This is a genomic window from Draconibacterium halophilum (assembly GCF_010448835.1).
Lineage (GTDB): Bacteria > Bacteroidota > Bacteroidia > Bacteroidales > Prolixibacteraceae > Draconibacterium > Draconibacterium halophilum.
Genome location: NZ_CP048409.1, coordinates 203259 through 222020 on the forward strand (window position 1 = coordinate 203259; position 18762 = coordinate 222020).

An 18762-nucleotide genomic window follows, 5' to 3' on the forward strand; every position below is an offset into this window, starting at 1 on the left:
TGGTTCGTTTTCGGACCAGGTTTTTTTTTATGAATGTCAATTTGAACAAAATTCTTTACTCTACAAACCTTAGAATTGATCACGAGTCCTGAAAAGCTTTATAATTGTTTCAGACGGAAAATACTTTTTCCTATAGCTGAAAAAGTATTCAAAAAAGCCACCGCTGACGATAAAAAGCTAAAAATAAATTCCTTTCACTAAAATCAAGAAACTCCTCCTTTTAGCCCTTCATTCTTCAGGTCTAACGAGTGTCAAACAGACTTGATTTTTAACGCGCTCTCCATCTATTTTCTTAACACTTTTTCTCGAAGGCGGACTTTAGGGCATATCTGGTGCGGGCTCGTCAAAAATCCGCCATTCGGGCTAATCAGCCGCTTTGAAAAAACGCAAAGGTTTTTTTTAACAAGATTTTTGGTTCCTTTTCATCGAATGGAAAAAGAACTGCCCGTCTGGCATAAAGACAAAAGCTACTTATAACCACTAATTTTGATATTTTATCGACAGAATAACGAAATCTACAATTTTGAACATAAAGCCTCGATCAACTGTTTGATAACAAACTTTAAAACAGAAAAAATGAAATGTAACGTAGGATCAGTCGACAGGTTAATACGAATTATTGCAGGATTGATAATTGCCATTGTTGGCGTTATATTCGACAGCTGGTGGGGATTGATTGGTATTGTTCCTTTAGCTACCGGACTTTTTAAATTTTGTCCTTTGTATTTTCCTTTTAATATTTCAACAACCGGAAAAAACGAATAATTCGAATACCATACAACATTCATAAAAAACCCCTCCCTTCTGCATTACTAATTTGTCTGTAGCTATCGCTTATTATAAATTGGTACCACTTGTTTTAATTATTACTCCACATTTTCTTATTGTATTTAATACACATAGGTTCTCAGGAACGAGAATTTTGAATATATTTGGGGCTTATCTCTAGGTTATTCCTCGTGTTTTTATCAATTTTGAAAACTAATAAACTATAATACTATGAATGCAATTAGCCGTTGGCCACTTCTGGCCATTTTTGCGCTGCTCTTTTCGGTAGCTTGTACAACTAATGAATCCGACCCCAACCTTATGATACAAAAAGAACTAAACACCAACTGGACTTTCAACCAGGTGGGTGAGGACGAATGGTTGCCGGCCACAGTTCCGGGAACAGTACATACCGATCTGCTAGCCAACGAAAAGATTGAGGATCCTTTTTATCGTTTGAACGAACTGGATCAGCAGTGGATTGATAAAACGGATTGGGAATACAAAAGCACTTTTATGGTTGATAAATCATTCCTGAAGCGCGATAAAGTTGTTATCGATTTTGAAGGACTCGACACATACGCCGATGTTTTTGTGAACGGAGAGAAAGTTCTTTCCGCCGATAACATGTTTCGCGAATGGCAGATTGATGTAAAAAATCTGTTAAAAGAGGGCGAAAATGAGATGCACATTGTTTTTCGCTCGCCAATAAAGGAAGGATTGGAAAAATACAATGCCAACGAATTTGTGTATCCGGGAGCCGAGAACGACCAAGCGGAACGCGGAGAAGTGGAAGGCAACAAACGAGTAAGTATCTACACACGTAAAGCGGGTTATCATTATGGTTGGGACTGGGGCCCACGGTTGGTTACCAGCGGAATTTGGAAACCTGTTTACCTGAAAGCGTGGGACAATGCAACTATTGAAAACCTTCAAATAGTACAACACGAAGTTTCTGACGAGAAAGCAACATTTACAGCTGTTTTCGAGGTGGATGCGGTGAAAAAAGCAAAAGCTGCAATTACCATCAATAACGACGGTCAAAGTCTTGCATCAAGCGATATTAATCTTACTCCGGGGATAAATAAATATTCAGTTGATTTTGAAATTGCCAATCCACAACTATGGTGGACCAACGGTTTGGGAGAAGCACATTTATACAATCTTTCCGGAGTTTTGGATGTGAAAGGCCGCACGGTAGCTGAAGATACCCGAATCGGAATTCGCACCCTTGAACTGGTGCGCGAAAATGACGACGATGGTACTTCGTTCTATTTCAAATTGAACGGGCACCCGGTATTTATGAAAGGTGCCAACTACATCCCGAACGATATGTTCATTCCTCGAGTTACTGATGAAAATTACCGCACAGTGGTTGAAACAGCTAAAAACTCGAACAACAACATGCTGCGCGTTTGGGGTGGCGGAATTTACGAAAACGATATTTTTTACGAACTCTGCGATGAGAACGGAATTCTGGTTTGGCAAGACTTTATGTTTGCCTGCGCCATGTTCCCCAATAATCCGGAATTTCTTGAAAATATTAAACACGAAGCGATTGACAATGTAAAACGTTTACGCAATCATCCATCAATAGCTTTGTGGTGTGGAAACAACGAAATTCTTACCGCCTGGAACACTTGGGGGTGGAAAAAAATTGCTGCAGATCAGGGCGACGATGTACCAGAAAAAGTATGGCAGGCTTATGTTGATATTTTCCATAAAACCTTACCTGATGTGGTTGATGAATACGACCCTTCGCGCAGTTATTGGGGATCAAGTCCATCATCGGGTCTTGGCGTACAAGCCGACCTTGTTAATGGCGACGAACATTACTGGGGTGTTTGGTGGGGCAAAGAGCCGTTCAGCACTTACGCCACACACCTGGCGCGTTTTATGAGCGAATACGGATTCCAGAGTTTCCCAGAAATGGCGACAGTACGAAAATATGCTGAGCCCGAAGATTACGATATCTACTCGGAAGTGATGAAATCGCACCAGCGTTCATCAATCGGTAACGGAACCATTGAATATTACATGCTTCAGGAATATAAAAAGCCAAAAGATTTTGAATCGTTTCTGTATGTAAACCACGTGTTGCAAGCCGACGGAATTAAATTCGGTCTGGAAGGTCACCGCCGTGCAATGCCTTTCTGTATGGGAAGTTTGTATTGGCAGATCAACGATGTTTGGCCGGTGGCTTCGTGGAGTTCAACCGACTACTACCAAAACTGGAAGGCGTTGCAGTACTACGTGAAAAAAGGTTTTAGTCAGGTTCTGGCTAGTCCTTACGAAGAAGGAGTCAAATTTAAAGTAGGTATTGTTAACGACCGACTGGAGCCTATTGAAGCTGAGCTTCGCATGCAAATGGTAGATTTCGATGGACAGGTGATTTGGGAAGAAGCTCACCTGATTGATATTCCTGCCAATTCAAGCGACGACTATTTTGATGTCAATAAAAACGAGTGGCGATACAAATACAGAAGAAATCTGAAAAACGTTGTATTCACCACCGAGCTGGTTGAAAATGGCAAAGTACTTTCGAAAAACCATTATTACTTCCTGCCATTTAAAAACCTGAGCGTTAAAGCGCCGCAAGTTGAGTATGCCATTACAAAAGCCGACAACGGTTTTGACATTGTTTTAAAAACCGATAAGCTGGCTAAAAATCTTTACCTGCAAATGGGTGATGAAGAAGGTTTCTTCTCCGACAATTATTTTGATCTGCTACCGAACGAAAAGGTGTCGATCAATTTAAAAACTGATATTTCGGAAGAGAAGTTAAATGAAGTGTTGAGTATTCGCACTTTGGATGATGCTTTTTAAACGATGATATTTTGAAGGTCATTCTGAGCGAAGTCGAAGAATCTTAACAAACGAGATGTTTCGACTTCGCTCAACATGACTTCTCATCAATCGGTATTTAGGTTCGCGTTGTTGACATCCCACTGTTTAAAACAAATCCACACGCACATTCCTATTCAACTCCAATTTCCCCAACTTTAAGCTCAATATGAATTTATTTATTGCACTCTTTTTTACCATTTTCTCCATTTTTATTGGCAAACCGGCCGAAAATACTGAGGTGTACCTGGAAAAAGGAGGCCAGTTAATTGCTTTTCAGGCTACCGGCGAAAAAGGCAAGGTGAGCTTTAAACATCTCGACGAGGGCAGCTACAAGTTACTTTTGGTTTTTCCGCAACAGGAGGGGAAATACATCAAGGAAAAACCCAAACACCAAACGATGACCAAAGCCACCTACAACCCTAAAAACAAAAAGTACTACTACCAGGGAACCGAAGGATTTTTCTCTATAAAATTCAGGGGCATTTCAAAAATCAAAAACGAAAATTTCTCAGCGGTCTTTCGGGAGGAGCGGGATGGAGAAGATAAATACAATGCGATTGCTGAATTTGGGATTCACAATTCTGGCGGATCTATCGGGATATTTGTGGAAGCAATAACTGCTGCACAATTCAAAAAAGCAGCTGATAAAATTGGCCAGGATATTTCAACACAATCTATTCGGGGGATAAAATAGTTTTAAACCATTTCGCGGATGAGTTTAAACTGTATGTCATTTCGAACGAAGAGAGAAATCTGTCACTTGAAATCTCTGATGTAACAGATTTCTCAGTCGTTCCTCCTTCGAAATGAAATAGTTATTTAGATAATCCCCAATTCTTTTCCAACTTTAATAAAGGCTGCAACAGCCCGATCTATTTCCTCGGGTGAGTGTGCCGCTGAAAGCTGAACCCTGATCCTGGCCTTTCCGCGAGGCACAACCGGAAAACAGAATCCGATAACATAAACGCCTTCTTTTAACAGTTTGTCGGCAAATTTTATAGCCAGCGGCTCGTCGTAAACCATTACCGGAACAATGGCCGTATCGCCTTTTACCAGGTCGAAACCGGCGCCTTCCATTTTACTGCGGAAATGTTGTGCATTTTCTATCGTTTTGGCAGGTAGCTCGGCTCCTCCCGAAAGTATTTCAATTACTTTTAACGTTGCTCCAACTGTTGCCGGTGCTAAAGTATTCGAGAACAAATACGGACGCGAGCGCTGACGCAACATATCGATAATCTCGCGACGTCCCGAAGTACATCCTCCGTTTCCTCCACCCATGGCTTTTCCGAAAGTGGTTGTTATAATATCAATTTCGCCCAGTAAATCGTAATGCTCGGCAGTACCACGGCCGGTTTTTCCGATGTAGCCTGTTGCATGCGAATCGTCAACCATTACAAGTGCATCATACTTTTTGGCCAGCTTAACAATCTCGGGCAAGTTGGCAATATCTCCGTCCATTGAGAACACTCCGTCAGTTACAATCAGGCGGTATTTTGCACCCGAAGCATCTTTCAAACATTGCTCCAGCTCCGCCATATCAGAGTGTTTGTAACGAAAACGCTGTGCTTTACACAAACGCACTCCATCAATAATCGAGGCATGATTTAACTCATCCGAAATAATGGCAGAATCAGCACCTAAGAGTGGCTCAAAAACTCCACCGTTGGCATCAAAACAGGCACAGTATAAAATCGTGTCTTCAGTTCCCAAAAACTCAGAAACCTTTTCTTCCAAATACTTGTGAATGGATTGTGTTCCGCAAATAAAACGCACGGATGAAAGGCCAAATCCCCATTCGTTCATAATATCCTGAGCCGCTTTAACCACCTCTGGATTGTTAGCCAGTCCAAGGTAATTGTTGGCACAAAAATTCAGTACCGATTCTCCGGACGACACAGAAATTTCAGAGCTTTGCGAAGTGGTGATGATCCGTTCGCTTTTATATAGTCCCTGCTCTTTCAACTCTTCGAGGGTGTTTCGTAGATCGTTTTTTATTTTTCCGTACATGATTTCAATTGTTTTTAAACTTTACACAAAGTAATGGAAAGCTGCACGATTAAACATTGATAAAAGACAGAAATTTCAGGTTGACAATAATCGGTTCCTGTTTGCAGAACAAGCTCAAAAGTTACTTCAGTAAAACTGCTTACTGCCCCTGCCAACTGATCACTATTTTCTTCTATCTTTGCAGCGAATAAATAAACGACAGAATGAGCGACAAAAAAGTACGGGTACGATTTGCCCCAAGTCCAACCGGGCCATTGCATATGGGCGGTGTGCGAACAGCCTTATTTAATTACCTGTTTGCCAAAAAACATGGTGGCGAATTTATACTCCGAATTGAAGATACCGATCAAACCCGTTTTGTTCCGGGTGCCGAAGATTATATTATTGAAAGCCTGAACTGGTGCGGATTAACACCGGTTGAAGGACCAGGTATCGATGGTGATTTTGGCCCATATCGTCAGAGCGAGCGTAAAAAGTTGTATAAAAAATATGCCGATCAGCTGGTAGAAAGCGGCTGGGCTTATTATGCTTTTGATACCGCCGAAGAGATTGATGCTTTGCGCAAAGAGGCAGAAGCAAACAAGGAAACTTTCTCGTACGGAATTGCCACGCGCGACAACCTGAACAACTCGCTCAAATTATCGGAAGAAGAAGTTCAGCAAAAAATAGCTGCAGGCGAAGCTTATGTAATTCGTTTTAAAATGCCTGCAGATACCGACGTTTCAGAGGACGACCTGATTCGTGGCAACGTAACTTTTAACACCACAAAAAGTCTAGACGACAAGGTGCTTTTTAAATCGGATGGTATGCCAACATATCACCTTGCTAATGTGGTCGACGATCATTTGATGGAGATTTCGCACGTGATTCGTGGCGAAGAGTGGTTGCCATCGATGCCTCTTCACGTTTTATTGTACAAAGCCCTGGGTTGGGAGGCTACCAAACCACGATTTGCGCATCTCCCGCTAATCTTAAAACCTGTTGGAAAAGGCAAACTCAGCAAACGCGATGGCGACAAACTGGGATTCCCGGTATTTCCATTGTTGTGGACCGACCCTAAAACCGGCGATGTTTCGCGCGGATACCGCGAAGACGGTTATTTCCCTGAGGCATTTATCAACCTGCTGGCATTATTGGGCTGGAACCCGGGAACAGAGCAGGAATTTTTCTCGCTGGAAGAACTGGGAGAAATCTTTAGTTTGGAACGAGTAGTGAAATCGGGATCACGTTTTGATCCGGAAAAAGCCAAGTGGTTCAACAAACATTATTTCCAGGAAAAATCGGTTGATGAACTTGCTGAATTATTTATGCCGGTACTTGCTGAAAAAGGAATTGAAGCTTCAGACGAAAAAACAAAAGCGGTGGTTGCCGAAATTAAAGAGCGCTGCGAATTTGTTGCCGATCTTTGGGATCAGAGCAGTTACTTTTTTGAAGCGCCAACAGAGTACGATGCTAAAACAGTAAAAAAACGCTGGAAAGAAAATACGCCGAACCAATTGACTGAAATAGTAAACGTTTTTGAAACGGTTGACAACTGGAAAGCAGATGCAATAAAAGATGCTTTTTCAGCATTTATGAACGAAAAAGAATGGGGATTTGGCACTATTATGAATCCGCTGCGCCTGGCGCTGGTTGGAGGAAATATGGGGCCCGATCTGTTTGTAATTTGCGAACTGCTGGGAAAAGAAGAAAGCATTGCCCGCATAAAAACGGCAATTGAAAAAATTTAAGAGATAACGATTATACCATAAAAAAACCGGCCTTAACCAAGCCGGTTTTTTTTGTGATCAGATTTCTATCCTTAATTACTTTTTCTTTTTCTTCATAAAAAAGAAAACAGCCGCCGCAATAACTACAACTGCAACAACAATAATAATTACAGTTGTGTTTGAACCTGATGCCTGTTCAACTCCGGTAAGCGGAGCCTCTTCCAAATACGAACTGTCCTGAGCTCCCAAGTTATCAATATATGTTCCCTGGTCTTGCGCCATAAGCAACATCGTTGGTAAACTTATAATAAACAACCCGATCATTGCAATAACTCTCTTCATCTCTCTAAATTTTAATTATTGATATTACTTATTTAATTTCTCCTTCACTCTCTTCAATAGTGGTGCCGCATTTTTGTAGCGTGGATTCACCTCCATCAACTCCTCCAAAACAGTATAACTCTCTTCAAATTTTCCCTGATCAAAGAATTTTTGCGCTTCAAGCAAAAACAACGGCTCGTAATAAGGATGTATTGCTCTGCCATCTTCCAACAATTTGTCAAGCTCAGCATAATTGCGCTGCGCTAATTTTAAATTCGCCAAATTTACAAACATCCAAACATTATTTGGGTCGGTTTCCAGTTCCTTTTTTAATAAAATTTCGGCATCATCCCATTCTCTGTGTTTCAAAAGGTCGATCCCTTTATAATCATCCTTCGATTTCCTTTCTAACAGCACCACCAGCGGATTGCCTTTGTGGTAAAAAGTCTTTACAATTCGTGTCGACTGCCAGGTATCGTTTTTCAGCAAATACGGATGAATGTAATTCACCCCAAACAATGCGTAGTCCCAATCTGCCGAACTTCGTTCGAGGTAGCGCGAATATTGAAAATCGATATTCGCTATCTTTTCAAAATAATTCGGCAACTGACAATTCATCGCCACAACCGCTTCGTCATCACCAATTTCGGAGATCAAGAAATCAGTAGCCTCTTTTATTCCATGAAAATAATAATCGTACTCGTAATTACTCCATGCAGCTTTATTCCCGCCGGAAATAGCATTAAAATAAATATAATCGGCAGGAAAAGTTTTCGCCTGATGCTGAAAGGGTAAAATCATTAATACAAAAAACAGGGCTACTGCCGGAATTTTTATTCTCTTTCGGATGTCCAGATTTATTAGCTGAAATAAACCACTAACAGCCAAAACTACCATTACCGGAACAACAAACAACATTTGACGCAGTCCGCTATACAGATTCGATCCAATTAAAATTACATACACTACCGGGAAAAGCAGTGTAAAAAAGACGAACAACTCAATACTGAGTTGTTCGCTTCCAGGTTTAGAAAATTTATAGGTTAAAAAGGCTATAAAGTATAGTACCCCAAGCAATATAAACTCGGGTGTTGCTATCAAAATCCATTTTAGCAGGTAGTGCCACGGAAGCGATGAACTCCAGATTACCTCGCCTTCGAACAACTGTTTAATACTGATTTTGTAGTGCTCCATCACCGACAAACTTTCGAGCGGATGACGCACCACATCTTGCAAGGCATAGGGCCAGAATAATAGTCCAAGGAAATACCCTGAAAGGGCTATTACAAGCCACTGGCCCATTAACCTTACAAAACAAGATTTAGTTGAAACGATATATTTAAGTAAAAAAGGCTTCGAAAGAATTACGATCACAATTCCCACTCCCAAATAAACAAACAATATTAATCCGCCTATCCGTACTGAACAGGCAAAAGCAATAGCCAAGCCAAGGCCGATCACTGTTTTCCAGTTTACTTTCGGAAATTGTTTTAAATACTTTATGATGAAATATATGCCGGCAACATAACTGACTGCAAAAGGAATGTCTTTTAAATTGCCAAATGCCTGCCCAAACAAACGCGGTGTGAGCATCAGCGATAACACAACGGTTGCCGCCACCCAGTATGAGTTACTTATTTCTTTACCCAGTAAACCGGCAAACAATAAAAGCAAAAAGAAAAATACAGCTCCGGTAAAATGCCGGGTTAAAAATTCATTTTCGATGGAGAATACACGATTAATTAATGCAGTTAGATTATCAACCGACTGGCCATAATATTTTAAGTTGTGAACAGGAGTATTAAGGCAAGATGCATCTTCTCCACCAGTATAATACCAGTTTACCACACGCTTAGCATGTGGATAATGCAACATTTCGTCGACATTAACAGCCGCTTTTGGCGCTAACGACAGCAAGATCACAGCAGCTACAAACAAGCTGATGCGAAACACGTTGCGTGCCGTTAATATGTCAACTAATTTATTCATAAACCTCCTTCACCAGGTAAACAGGTCGCTTTTGCACCTCTTTGTAAATGCGGTAAACGTATTCGCCGATGAGCCCCAAAAAGGTAAGCTGCACCGAACCAAAAAAACTGATAGCTAAAAATGTGGATGACCAACCGAAGGGTGCCAGTCCTGCAAATTTTGAAACCAGCGCGTAAATAATTGCTAATAAAAACACCACCACGCCCAGCAAACCCAGGTATAAACATAGTTTTATGGGCCATTTCGAGAACGAATAAATGGCATCGGCCGCCAGTGAGAACAATTTTCTGCTGTTCATTTTGGCAATACCGTCAGCGCGCTCCGGGCGATCGTAAACAATTGTATCATGCTGAAAACCGATAAAATTCCGGATACCCGGAAAATAGCGGTTATGCTCTGTAAATTTCAGAATGGCAGAAACAGCTCTACGGCTCATGATACAAAAGTTACCCGCCTGCTCAATCTGCGCTTCTTCCGAAATATTCCGGAATATCTTATGAAAAACATTGATGTAAAAGCGTTTGCTAAACTTTTCGCCACGTTCCGATCGAACAGCCGAAACCACATCACCTTTTGTCTCTTGTATTTTTTGGAAAAGATCTTTTATCAGTTCCGGCGGATCCTGCAGATCGCCATCCATAACCACCACAAACTCGCCTTTGGTGTATTCCAATCCGGCAGCAATGGCAGGCTGTAAACCAAAATTTCTTGATAAGGCCACAACTTTCAATTCCGGCTTCTCACCTTTTAGCTGAAGAAGTTGCTGAAGCGTATCGTCTGAACTTCCGTCGTCAACACACACTACTTCGAAAGCTTCACCCAGCGCCACCAAACTTTGGTATACTTCGGCAATTAACCGCGATAACACGGCGCTTTCGTTAAATAATGGTATGACAACTGATAGTCTCATATTCTGATTTATGCTTTATGTTGCGTTCCTTGTTTTGGTACTGGGAATTCCATATCAACCGGGCCCATTTCGTACTTTTTGGGTCCGAGTTTTTCGTTCGAAGTCATCATTTCTTCCCAGGTTACTTTTTGCCCGGTGTAAGCGGCAGTTCGGCCCATTACGGCTGTAAGTGTAGACTCAGCAGTACGGTGCGCCTCAACCACCGGTTTATTTGTACGGATAGAAGTTACCAGGTGAATGTGTTCCTGCACATAAGGAGAAACGGCCACAACTCCGGTTGAACGCCCATCTTTATTTTTCGGATAATCATAAGTCCATTTTACCGAACCATCGTGATTAAAAATCGTGTTTTTACAGTTGGTATATCCTTCGGTTCCCATAATTACTTCGCCGAGTTGGTTGGCACAACCATCTATCTGGCGTGAGAAACTGTGCGACGATATACCTTTTCCAAAATCAAAGTCGATGCTGAAAAAATCGTACTGATCGCCGGTCAACCTTCGATGACGTCCACCAAAACCAACTGCTGATTCGGGTGTTCTTCCCATAAACCAGTTTACAATATCAATATTGTGCACGTGTGTATCCAGAATATGATCGCCACCTAACCAACAGAAACTGTTCCAGTTACGTAGCATGTATTCCATATCGCTCCATCCTTCTTCGCGGGTGCGAAACCAAACGTGCGACTGCAACCAATAAGCTTTTGCAGCTACCAAATCGCCAATAGCACCCGATGCTACCTGACGATAAGTTTCCACGTAATCGCGGCTGTGGCGACGCTGCGTGCCGGTAATAACCGACAAACCAATGTTCTCTGCTTTTTTTGCAGTGGCCATAATCTGGCGTGCTCCTACCGGATCAACACAAACGGGTTTTTCAAGAAATACATGTTTTTTTGCCTGTACGGCAGCATCAAAATGCATGGGGCGGAAATGCGGCGGAGTAGCTAAAATTACCACATCCAAATCCACATCCAGCAAACTTTTATAGGCATCAAACCCCCAGAAACAATTTTTCTCTGGCACTTCAACACGTTGTTTTAACAATTTATCGCGACAATCCCAAACCTTATCTTCAAACACATCGGCAAGTGCTACCAGGTGCAAACCGTGTCCGGCAGCCAAAAAGTTTAACGCGGCACCGGTTCCCCTGTTTCCGCAACCTACTAATCCTACTTTTAATTCTTTTCCGTCAGGAGCCTGATCAAGCAAGGGAGGAAACTCGTAATCAACCTCTTTTGTTGTGTTTTTACAAGAACTCAGTGCATTTAAACCAATTACTCCGGCAGCACCGATTAGTGCTGATTTCTCCAGAAAATTCCTGCGCGATAGTTGATCTTTATTCATTTTATTCTGATTTAATTTTTTCTGTTGTAATCATTTCTTCGTCGTACTCGCAAACCACTCTGAAACCAACACTTTTGGTATCAGAGTACCACCAAATACTTTTTGGTATTTGCGGATCGGTAACCAACCATGCTTCGGTTTTTGTAAAATCGCGTGCTGCCACACGTAAATCTTTTGGCGAGTTACGGAACGATCCTCCCCGAACCACGTGTTCCATTCCGTTACGCGGTCCTCTCGGATTTTTCACCACGCCTTTTGGATATTTACCATATACCTGCGGGTCGTAATAATCGAGGCAGAACTCAGCTACATTTCCCAACATATTTTTCAGGCCGTAAGGATTGGCCTCAACCACATCGGGTTGCTGCGTTTTATTCGGACTGTTTAAGTGAGAAACCACATACTTGTTAATTACCTCTTTGTTGCTACCAAATAATTTCTTTATAAAACCATCAGCTTCAAAATCCTTTGGCGATCCCTCGAAGAAATAAGGCATTTGTGTTCCTCCACGTGCTGCATATTCCCACTCTGCCTCGGTTGGCAAACGGTAGTTTCTTCCGGTTTCCTGGCTCAACCAGCGGCAATAAGTTTGTGCCGCATGGTGACTCATCGTAATGGCCGGACGTGTTCCTTTTCCCCATCCCTGATCGGGAGCTCCCCAAGGTGGTGTTGCCCCCGAAACGCCATCGGTTTCCTCATCAACTTCAACAGCTTCTTTCCTTCCCTGCGAGCCGGTAGCCGTAAAAAAAGCCAGGTATTCATTCCACGAAACCTCGATTTCGCCCATCCAGAAATTATTCACTTCTACATCACGTACCGGACCTTCATCCCTTTCGCGATAAGGTTCGTCTGCCGGGCTACCCATTTTAAACTGACCTCCCGGAATAGCGATCATTTTGAATGATACTGCCGTTCCGGGAATTTGCTCTTCGAAAGTTTCAAATGCTTTTACTTCAGCAGGTTCGGTGTATATCTCTGTTGGGTCAACAGTTTCTTCCAAACCAACCAGCAAGTTGGTTTCTCCACGGTAATGCCCCACATCGTGATGACACTGCATACATGAATTATTTTCCGGATCGCGAATATATTTTATATGTTGCTGGGAACCCTGCTCGTTTAGTGTTGACGGAAACATATTCGTATGACATTTTAAACAACCGTCTTCGTAAACAAAATGTTTTGATGCTTCAACAGATCGTTTTGCTGCCCAATCAATCTCTTCCGGATCCATTGTCAGGTAAGCATAAAAATCATGAAATCCGTGATAAGCTTTCCGGGTTAAAAAACGAGCGGTTTGATCCTCGGGTGGCAAGTGGCAATCGACACATTTAATTGAAACTCCACTGGGAGTATTATGATGAACGGAAAGTTTCCAACTGGTTTCGGCATGTGGATGAACATGACATGAATTACAAAATTCGTTCGTAGAAGTATAGTGAACTGTTTTATTAAATAACAGCAAAAAGAGTATTACACTCAGCCCTCCCGCAATAAACAGCATGTAATGCTTACGTTTAATCGTCTTATCGGTCATTCCTTTTCAATTTAAACCACAATTATACGCGCGCGAAATTAGTTTCACCTTAATATTCATGCTAAAAGTGTCTTAACGACGTCTTAATTTTATCTTAATTTATTTTGTAAGTTATTGATTAAAAAGGTTTTTACAAGTCGTTATTTTTATTGAAAAAAATATTGTTTTCGGTATATTTTAATATATTTGGGCTGAAAATAATATCAAATTAAGGACACTATCACAAAGATTAAAAGAACATATAAGCTGCTGCTTACAATAAGATTAAAGCTATTCTTATTGCTTTTTACAGGACTTGCTTTTTGTTTACAGAGCTATGCCAATGATTTTGCCGACAACTCATTTTTGATCGGACAATTAACACCGGCAGAATTCCGAAACAACCGGCTTTTAGACTTTATAAAAGACAATAACTGGACAGGGATTGAATTAACGGTTGATTCCGATACTAAAGGAATCAATTTAAAAGACAGCCGGATTCCGTTTTCTGCTATTCTTGAAAAGATAGAACTTCTGCTTCAAGAAGAAGAATCTAAGGTCATTCCGGTATTCATTAATTTTTCAGGTAATGCACATGTTCTTGATTCGGTAATAAATACCTCCAGCCTTTCCGATCAGATATTCTACTTGCCACAGGGCGAAAGGTGGCCATCGTTAGAATACCTGGTGCAGGCCAACCGCCGGGTAATATTTTTTGTTGAAGGCGAGTTACAAAATGAAAGCCGGATTTTGCACGAAACCTCCAACTATGCGCTTGAAATCGGAGCAAGCCAGATCACTCCAAATTCTGCCATTCTGAAACAGGAGTCGAATATCAATAAAGAGCTCTTCAATATCAGGAATTTTGATCGATTACCAACAGGTGTTTCTACATCGCTGGTAAACCGGAATCTGTATCCCGAGTACATTAACTTTCTGCTTGAAAGCTGGACGAAGTATGGCAAGAAACCCAATTTTATCTTTGTTGAAAACAGCATTTACAATTTTGGTTTCATTATAGAGCAACTGAATTCTTTTGAGGCAGTAAAAGGACAAGTAAGAACAGTAGGAAAAAACTTTGAACGTGTTTTCTGGAAAAATGCCGAGACATTAATTACCGGCGGAAAATTCAGTTTCCCCATTCGAGGTGGCGAAGAGATGATATTAACGCCCTTTGTTCCTGGGTTCAGTTTAAAACCCTCGCAACTTACTATTACCGCCGAGATGGTAAAACCCGAACAGTATTCAATACTGGCAACTCCACTGGATCTGAACCGAAGTTTGGTGGCCAGTTTTCATTTCGATAATGAGCTGTTGGATGTGGTTAATCCCGAGCGTACTTTTGACGGAAACGGATACACTTTTAGCCAGGACATTGACCAGGGAGCCGTGCTTCGTTTGCCGGAAAATTCCAATGTAAACCTTGGTCATCCTGAACTATACGGCTTACCGAACAGTAGTTTTACAATTAGTTGTTTTGTGAAATTTATCGATATTCTTGAGTTTGGCGACAATGCTATTCTGGGAAACGATGAACAGGGTTATCGACGGGGCCTTCACCTCGTTTTGCGGTCAGGGCATCCCTATTTTGGACTTTGGGCCAACGATTTTATGTCGGAAGAACTGCTTGAAAGCAATAAATGGTACCACCTCACGTGGCGCTATATTCTGGAAACCGGCCAACAAGCAATTTTTGTTAATGGCCAGTATGTTGGTGGTTCTGATGGTCACCCGCCCTATTCCGGCACCAACGACATTTTTATTGGCAGTGCTCTCTCTGGCGGAGCCAGCCTTAGAGGCTATATCGACAACCTGCACATCTGGAACCGCCCGCTGGGTTACGAGGAAATCAACCGACTGGCACTTGACGAAGAAATCAGTTATGAATCGAAGGAAACCTCATCGGCCTTACTTTCAACCAAAACGATTGTAATAATCTTAATCTCCATTGCATTTGTTTTCCTGGTTTTCATTTTTGTTCTACTACGAAAAATAACCGCCAGAAAACAGTCGATATTGGTAAACAAACCTGATACACCAACAAAGAATCAGATTCAACTTTTTGGCGAATTCAAGGCAATTAATAACAAAAACGAAGACGTTTCTGATCTTTTCACACCAAAAGTACGTGAACTATTTATTTACACCCTGATCCAAAGCCTGAAGAATGGAATCGGGGCGCCTATTCCCGATATTAACGAAACACTCTGGCATGGAATTGAACCTAAAAAAATAGCCAACAACCGAGCGGTTACACTCAATAAATTACGCAAGATTCTGGCACATTTCAACAAAGTAGAAATTACCTCTCAGAACGGTTATCTGCATTTAAATCTTTCGGAAGACTTTTTCTGCGACTATGTGGAAGCTTATAATCTTTGCAAGATACCTGAAGGAATGTCTCGGCAACAGTTGCAGTTGTTTTTCCATTTGGTAAAAAAAGGCCGGCTTTTAAAAGGCGCCGATTGGCCCTGGCTTGACGAGATCAGAGGTTTTACCGGCAACCAGGTGATTGACAACCTATTAAAACTGGCGTCTGATTACAAAAAAGAAAACAAACCCAAAGAAGTTGAAAAAGTATCGCAGCGAATTTTGGATTACGACGACCTGAACGAAGAAGCTCTTTACCTGCAAATTTGGGCTTTGCAAAAAGCAAATAACTTGCACCTGGCCAAATTCAATTTCGAATCATTCTGTTCAAAATATGAAAAAACGATGGGCGAATCCTTTTCAATGAAATTCAAAGAATTCACCCATTATTATTCCAATCAGCTTTAACGATCTTCCTTATTTATTCACGCCTCTTTCAGCATGTTCCAGCTCCACAGAAAAATGCCGCATAATTGGTGCTTCTTTTTTAATGCGGTAACCGTGATCAATACCTTCCCGGCGATCGAAAATATTTTTTAATGCCACCGCTACCACATCCATGTGATTATTGGTGTAGGTACGTCGTGGAATCGCCAAACGTAGCATTTCCAGTTTAGGGTAACGATTTTTACGTGTTTGCGGATCACGATCGGCAAGTAAAGTTCCTACTTCTACACCACGAACTCCTGCCTCAAGATACAGTTCAATGGCCAGGGTTTGTGCAATGTATTCCTCTTTGGGAACGTGCCCCAGAAACTTTTTGGCATCAACAAAAACAGCATGGCCACCAATGGGTTTTTGCACCGGAATGCCCCATTCTATGAATCGGTTACCCAAATATGCCACTTGCTGAATACGGTTTTCGAGGTAATAACCCGTTGTTACTTCATCCAAGCCAACAGCCAGCGCATTCATATCACGTCCGGCCATTCCGCCATAAGTGTTAAACCCTTCGAACATGATATTGTAAACCGAAGCATCTTTTAATAACTGTTCATCTTTCATGGCAATAAAACCGCCAATATTTACAATGCCGTCTTTTTTACTACTCATGGTCATCGCATCGGCAAACGAAAACATCTCGGCCACAATTTCTTTAATACTGCTGTTTCGATATTCATCCTCGCGTTGCTGAATAAACCAGGCGTTCTCTGCAAATCGCGCCGAGTCGAACACCAATTTTACACCGTACTTTCTCGACAATGCATGCACATCCCGTAAATTTTGCATCGACACGGGTTGCCCGCCCGAAGTGTTACAGGTAAGTGTAACAATAACCATAGGAATTTGCTCCACCGGATGCGTTGAATAAACAGCTTCCAGTTTTTCCAAATCTATGTTACCTTTAAACGGATGCAACGATTCCGTATCAAAAGCCTCGTCAATAGTGCAATCAACGGCCGATGCTTTCCGGTATTCAATGTGTCCTTTTGTGGTATCAAAATGACTGTTTCCGGGAACCACATTTCCTTCTTTTACCAGTACTGAGAACAAAACATTCTCAGCTGCCCGCCCCTGATGCGTAGGAAGAAAATAATCAAAACCGAGTATGTTCTTAATTGCATCTTTTAAATGGTAATACGACGATGATCCGGCATAACTTTCGTCGCCGGTCATAATTGCTGCCCACTGATTCTGGCTCATAGAGCCCGTTCCACTGTCGGTTAATAAGTCTATAAAAACCTGCTCGCTTCTTAAGTTAAAAAGGTTGAAGTTTGCTTTTCTTATCCACTCTTCGCGTTGTTCGCGCGTACTTTTATAGATGGGTTCCACCATCTTAATTTTATATGATTCTGCAAATGGCAATTCCATAATTCTTGTTTTTGATGGATAGATTTTCAGGTTAAAAGACAACAGAAATATTCTATCCGAAATTATATTAGAATGATATAGAACGTTATTCCGAACTTGTTCCGGAATCTCATCTCTAAGATGCTGAAACAATTTCAGCATGACGAATGCAAAGAATTATAGAATCGTGTAAGCGTCCCTGTTTTTGATATTCAGGAAACTTCTATTGTGGAGGTAGATAGCCATTAAAAATTTAATCATGACTTTTTAGTTTTACTACGCTACAAATTTAATGAGCTTGCGTTGATTTGCAACACGATAAATATCAGTTTTATACATTTTTAAAGTCTCGTGTGTAAGAAATGTCTTATTTTGCCTCAAATAAGAAAAATGAATAAAAAATGGGAAACTTAGCATTTGAAGCGGTTATTTTCGATATGGACGGTGTTATAACTAAAACCGCCATAACGCACGCTGCAGCATGGAAAAAGATGTTTGATGAATACCTGCTAAAACACGCTGAAGAAACAGGGGGAACGTTTAAAGAATTTACGCAGAGCGACTACCTTTCCTTTGTTGATGGTAAGCCACGCTATAAAGGAGTAGCATCGTTTTTAGAGTCACGAAAAATTATCATGGAACTTGGAGATCCTTCTGATGCGCCGCGCCTGGAAACCGTTTGTGGATTGGGCAACCGCAAAAATGAAGCATTTAATGAAGTTATTGATCGCGATGGGGTTGAAGTATACGATTCGACAGCTAAAATGCTAAATGATTTGAAGGAAGCAGGTATAAAACTGGGAGTGGCTTCCTCGAGTAAAAACTGCGCACCTGTTTTAGAAGCTGTAAACTTGCTAAAAATATTTGGTGCCCGTGTTGATGGCGTTGTTTCGGCAGAACTGGGATTACACGGCAAACCTGAACCGGATATTTTTACCACTGCATGCGATATGCTTGAATCGACTCCGGCAAAAGCCATTGTTGTTGAAGATGCTGTTTCGGGAGTTCAGGCAGGTGCTAAAGGCAAATTTGGCTTAACACTTGGTATTGCCAGCGAAAACAACGAAAGAGAGTTGGCTGCTGGTGGTGCTGATTTTGTGGTTACCGACCTTGAAGAAGTTGGAGGAATTTCAGGTTTAAACGAACTGTTTTTAAAGAATAAAAAATAGATACAATGTCACACACTAA

13 protein-coding genes are annotated in these 18762 nt (G+C 41.4%); 6 read left to right on the top strand and 7 right to left on the bottom strand.

Going from position 1 to position 18762, the window contains the following annotated elements:
• The first annotated feature begins 576 nt into the window (after positions 1 to 576).
• The 3 genes from G0Q07_RS00625 (at position 577) to G0Q07_RS00635 (ending at position 4309) form a co-directional block, all read left to right on the top strand.
• Complete coding sequence (locus G0Q07_RS00625) at positions 577 to 765, top strand: YgaP family membrane protein (protein ID WP_163344254.1); 189 nt, start codon at positions 577 to 579, stop codon at positions 763 to 765.
• 234 nt (positions 766 to 999) lie between these two features.
• Complete coding sequence (locus G0Q07_RS00630; protein ID WP_203532632.1) at positions 1000 to 3594, top strand: beta-mannosidase; 2595 nt, start codon at positions 1000 to 1002, stop codon at positions 3592 to 3594.
• Positions 3595 to 3781: 187 nt separating this feature from the next.
• Entirely contained in the window at positions 3782 to 4309 is a 528-nt protein-coding gene (locus G0Q07_RS00635; protein WP_163344255.1) for a hypothetical protein, read from the top strand.
• A gap of 125 nt (positions 4310 to 4434) precedes the next feature.
• Here G0Q07_RS00635 and kbl read toward each other — a convergent pair whose 3' ends face one another.
• Complete coding sequence (gene kbl, locus G0Q07_RS00640) at positions 4435 to 5622, bottom strand: glycine C-acetyltransferase (protein WP_163344257.1); 1188 nt, start codon at positions 5620 to 5622, stop codon at positions 4435 to 4437.
• 203 nt (positions 5623 to 5825) lie between these two features.
• Here kbl and gltX point away from each other — a divergent pair, with 203 nt between their 5' ends.
• Positions 5826 to 7352, top strand: a complete 1527-nt coding sequence (gene gltX / locus G0Q07_RS00645; RefSeq protein WP_163344259.1) for a glutamate--tRNA ligase — start codon at positions 5826 to 5828, stop codon at positions 7350 to 7352.
• Between the two features lie 75 nt (positions 7353 to 7427).
• Here the strand turns inward: gltX and G0Q07_RS00650 are convergent, their stop codons facing one another.
• The 5 genes from G0Q07_RS00650 to G0Q07_RS00670 are packed head-to-tail and all read right to left on the bottom strand — an operon-like array spanning position 7428 to position 13434.
• Positions 7428 to 7673, bottom strand: coding sequence for an LPXTG cell wall anchor domain-containing protein (locus G0Q07_RS00650; protein ID WP_163344261.1), 246 nt, complete (start codon positions 7671 to 7673; stop codon positions 7428 to 7430).
• Between the two features lie 24 nt (positions 7674 to 7697).
• Positions 7698 to 9641, bottom strand: coding sequence for a tetratricopeptide repeat protein (locus G0Q07_RS00655; protein ID WP_163344265.1), 1944 nt, complete (start codon positions 9639 to 9641; stop codon positions 7698 to 7700).
• A complete protein-coding gene (locus G0Q07_RS00660) occupies positions 9634 to 10551 on the bottom strand; it encodes a glycosyltransferase family 2 protein (protein WP_163344266.1) in 918 nt (305 codons plus the stop codon). The genes G0Q07_RS00655 and G0Q07_RS00660 overlap by 8 nt, the downstream gene beginning before the upstream one ends.
• An 8-nt stretch (positions 10552 to 10559) precedes the next feature.
• Positions 10560 to 11900 (bottom strand): Gfo/Idh/MocA family protein, encoded by a 1341-nt coding sequence (locus G0Q07_RS00665; protein WP_163344267.1) that lies wholly within the window; start codon positions 11898 to 11900, stop codon positions 10560 to 10562.
• Position 11901: 1 nt separating this feature from the next.
• On the bottom strand, positions 11902 to 13434 hold the full coding sequence (locus tag G0Q07_RS00670) for an SUMF1/EgtB/PvdO family nonheme iron enzyme (RefSeq protein WP_163344268.1): 1533 nt from the start codon (positions 13432 to 13434) through the stop codon (positions 11902 to 11904).
• Positions 13435 to 13713: 279 nt separating this feature from the next.
• Here G0Q07_RS00670 and G0Q07_RS00675 point away from each other — a divergent pair, with 279 nt between their 5' ends.
• Positions 13714 to 16191, top strand: a complete 2478-nt coding sequence (locus G0Q07_RS00675) for a LamG-like jellyroll fold domain-containing protein (RefSeq protein ID WP_163344269.1) — start codon at positions 13714 to 13716, stop codon at positions 16189 to 16191.
• A 9-nt stretch (positions 16192 to 16200) separates the two neighbouring features.
• Here G0Q07_RS00675 and G0Q07_RS00680 read toward each other — a convergent pair whose 3' ends face one another.
• A complete protein-coding gene (locus tag G0Q07_RS00680) occupies positions 16201 to 17595 on the bottom strand; it encodes a tryptophanase (RefSeq protein WP_163344270.1) in 1395 nt (464 codons plus the stop codon).
• Between the two features lie 380 nt (positions 17596 to 17975).
• Here G0Q07_RS00680 and G0Q07_RS00685 point away from each other — a divergent pair, with 380 nt between their 5' ends.
• The gene (locus tag G0Q07_RS00685; RefSeq protein WP_163344271.1) at positions 17976 to 18743 is read left to right on the top strand and encodes a beta-phosphoglucomutase family hydrolase; all 768 of its coding nucleotides are present in this window, start codon (positions 17976 to 17978) and stop codon (positions 18741 to 18743) included.
• The last annotated feature ends 19 nt before the right edge of the window (positions 18744 to 18762 follow it).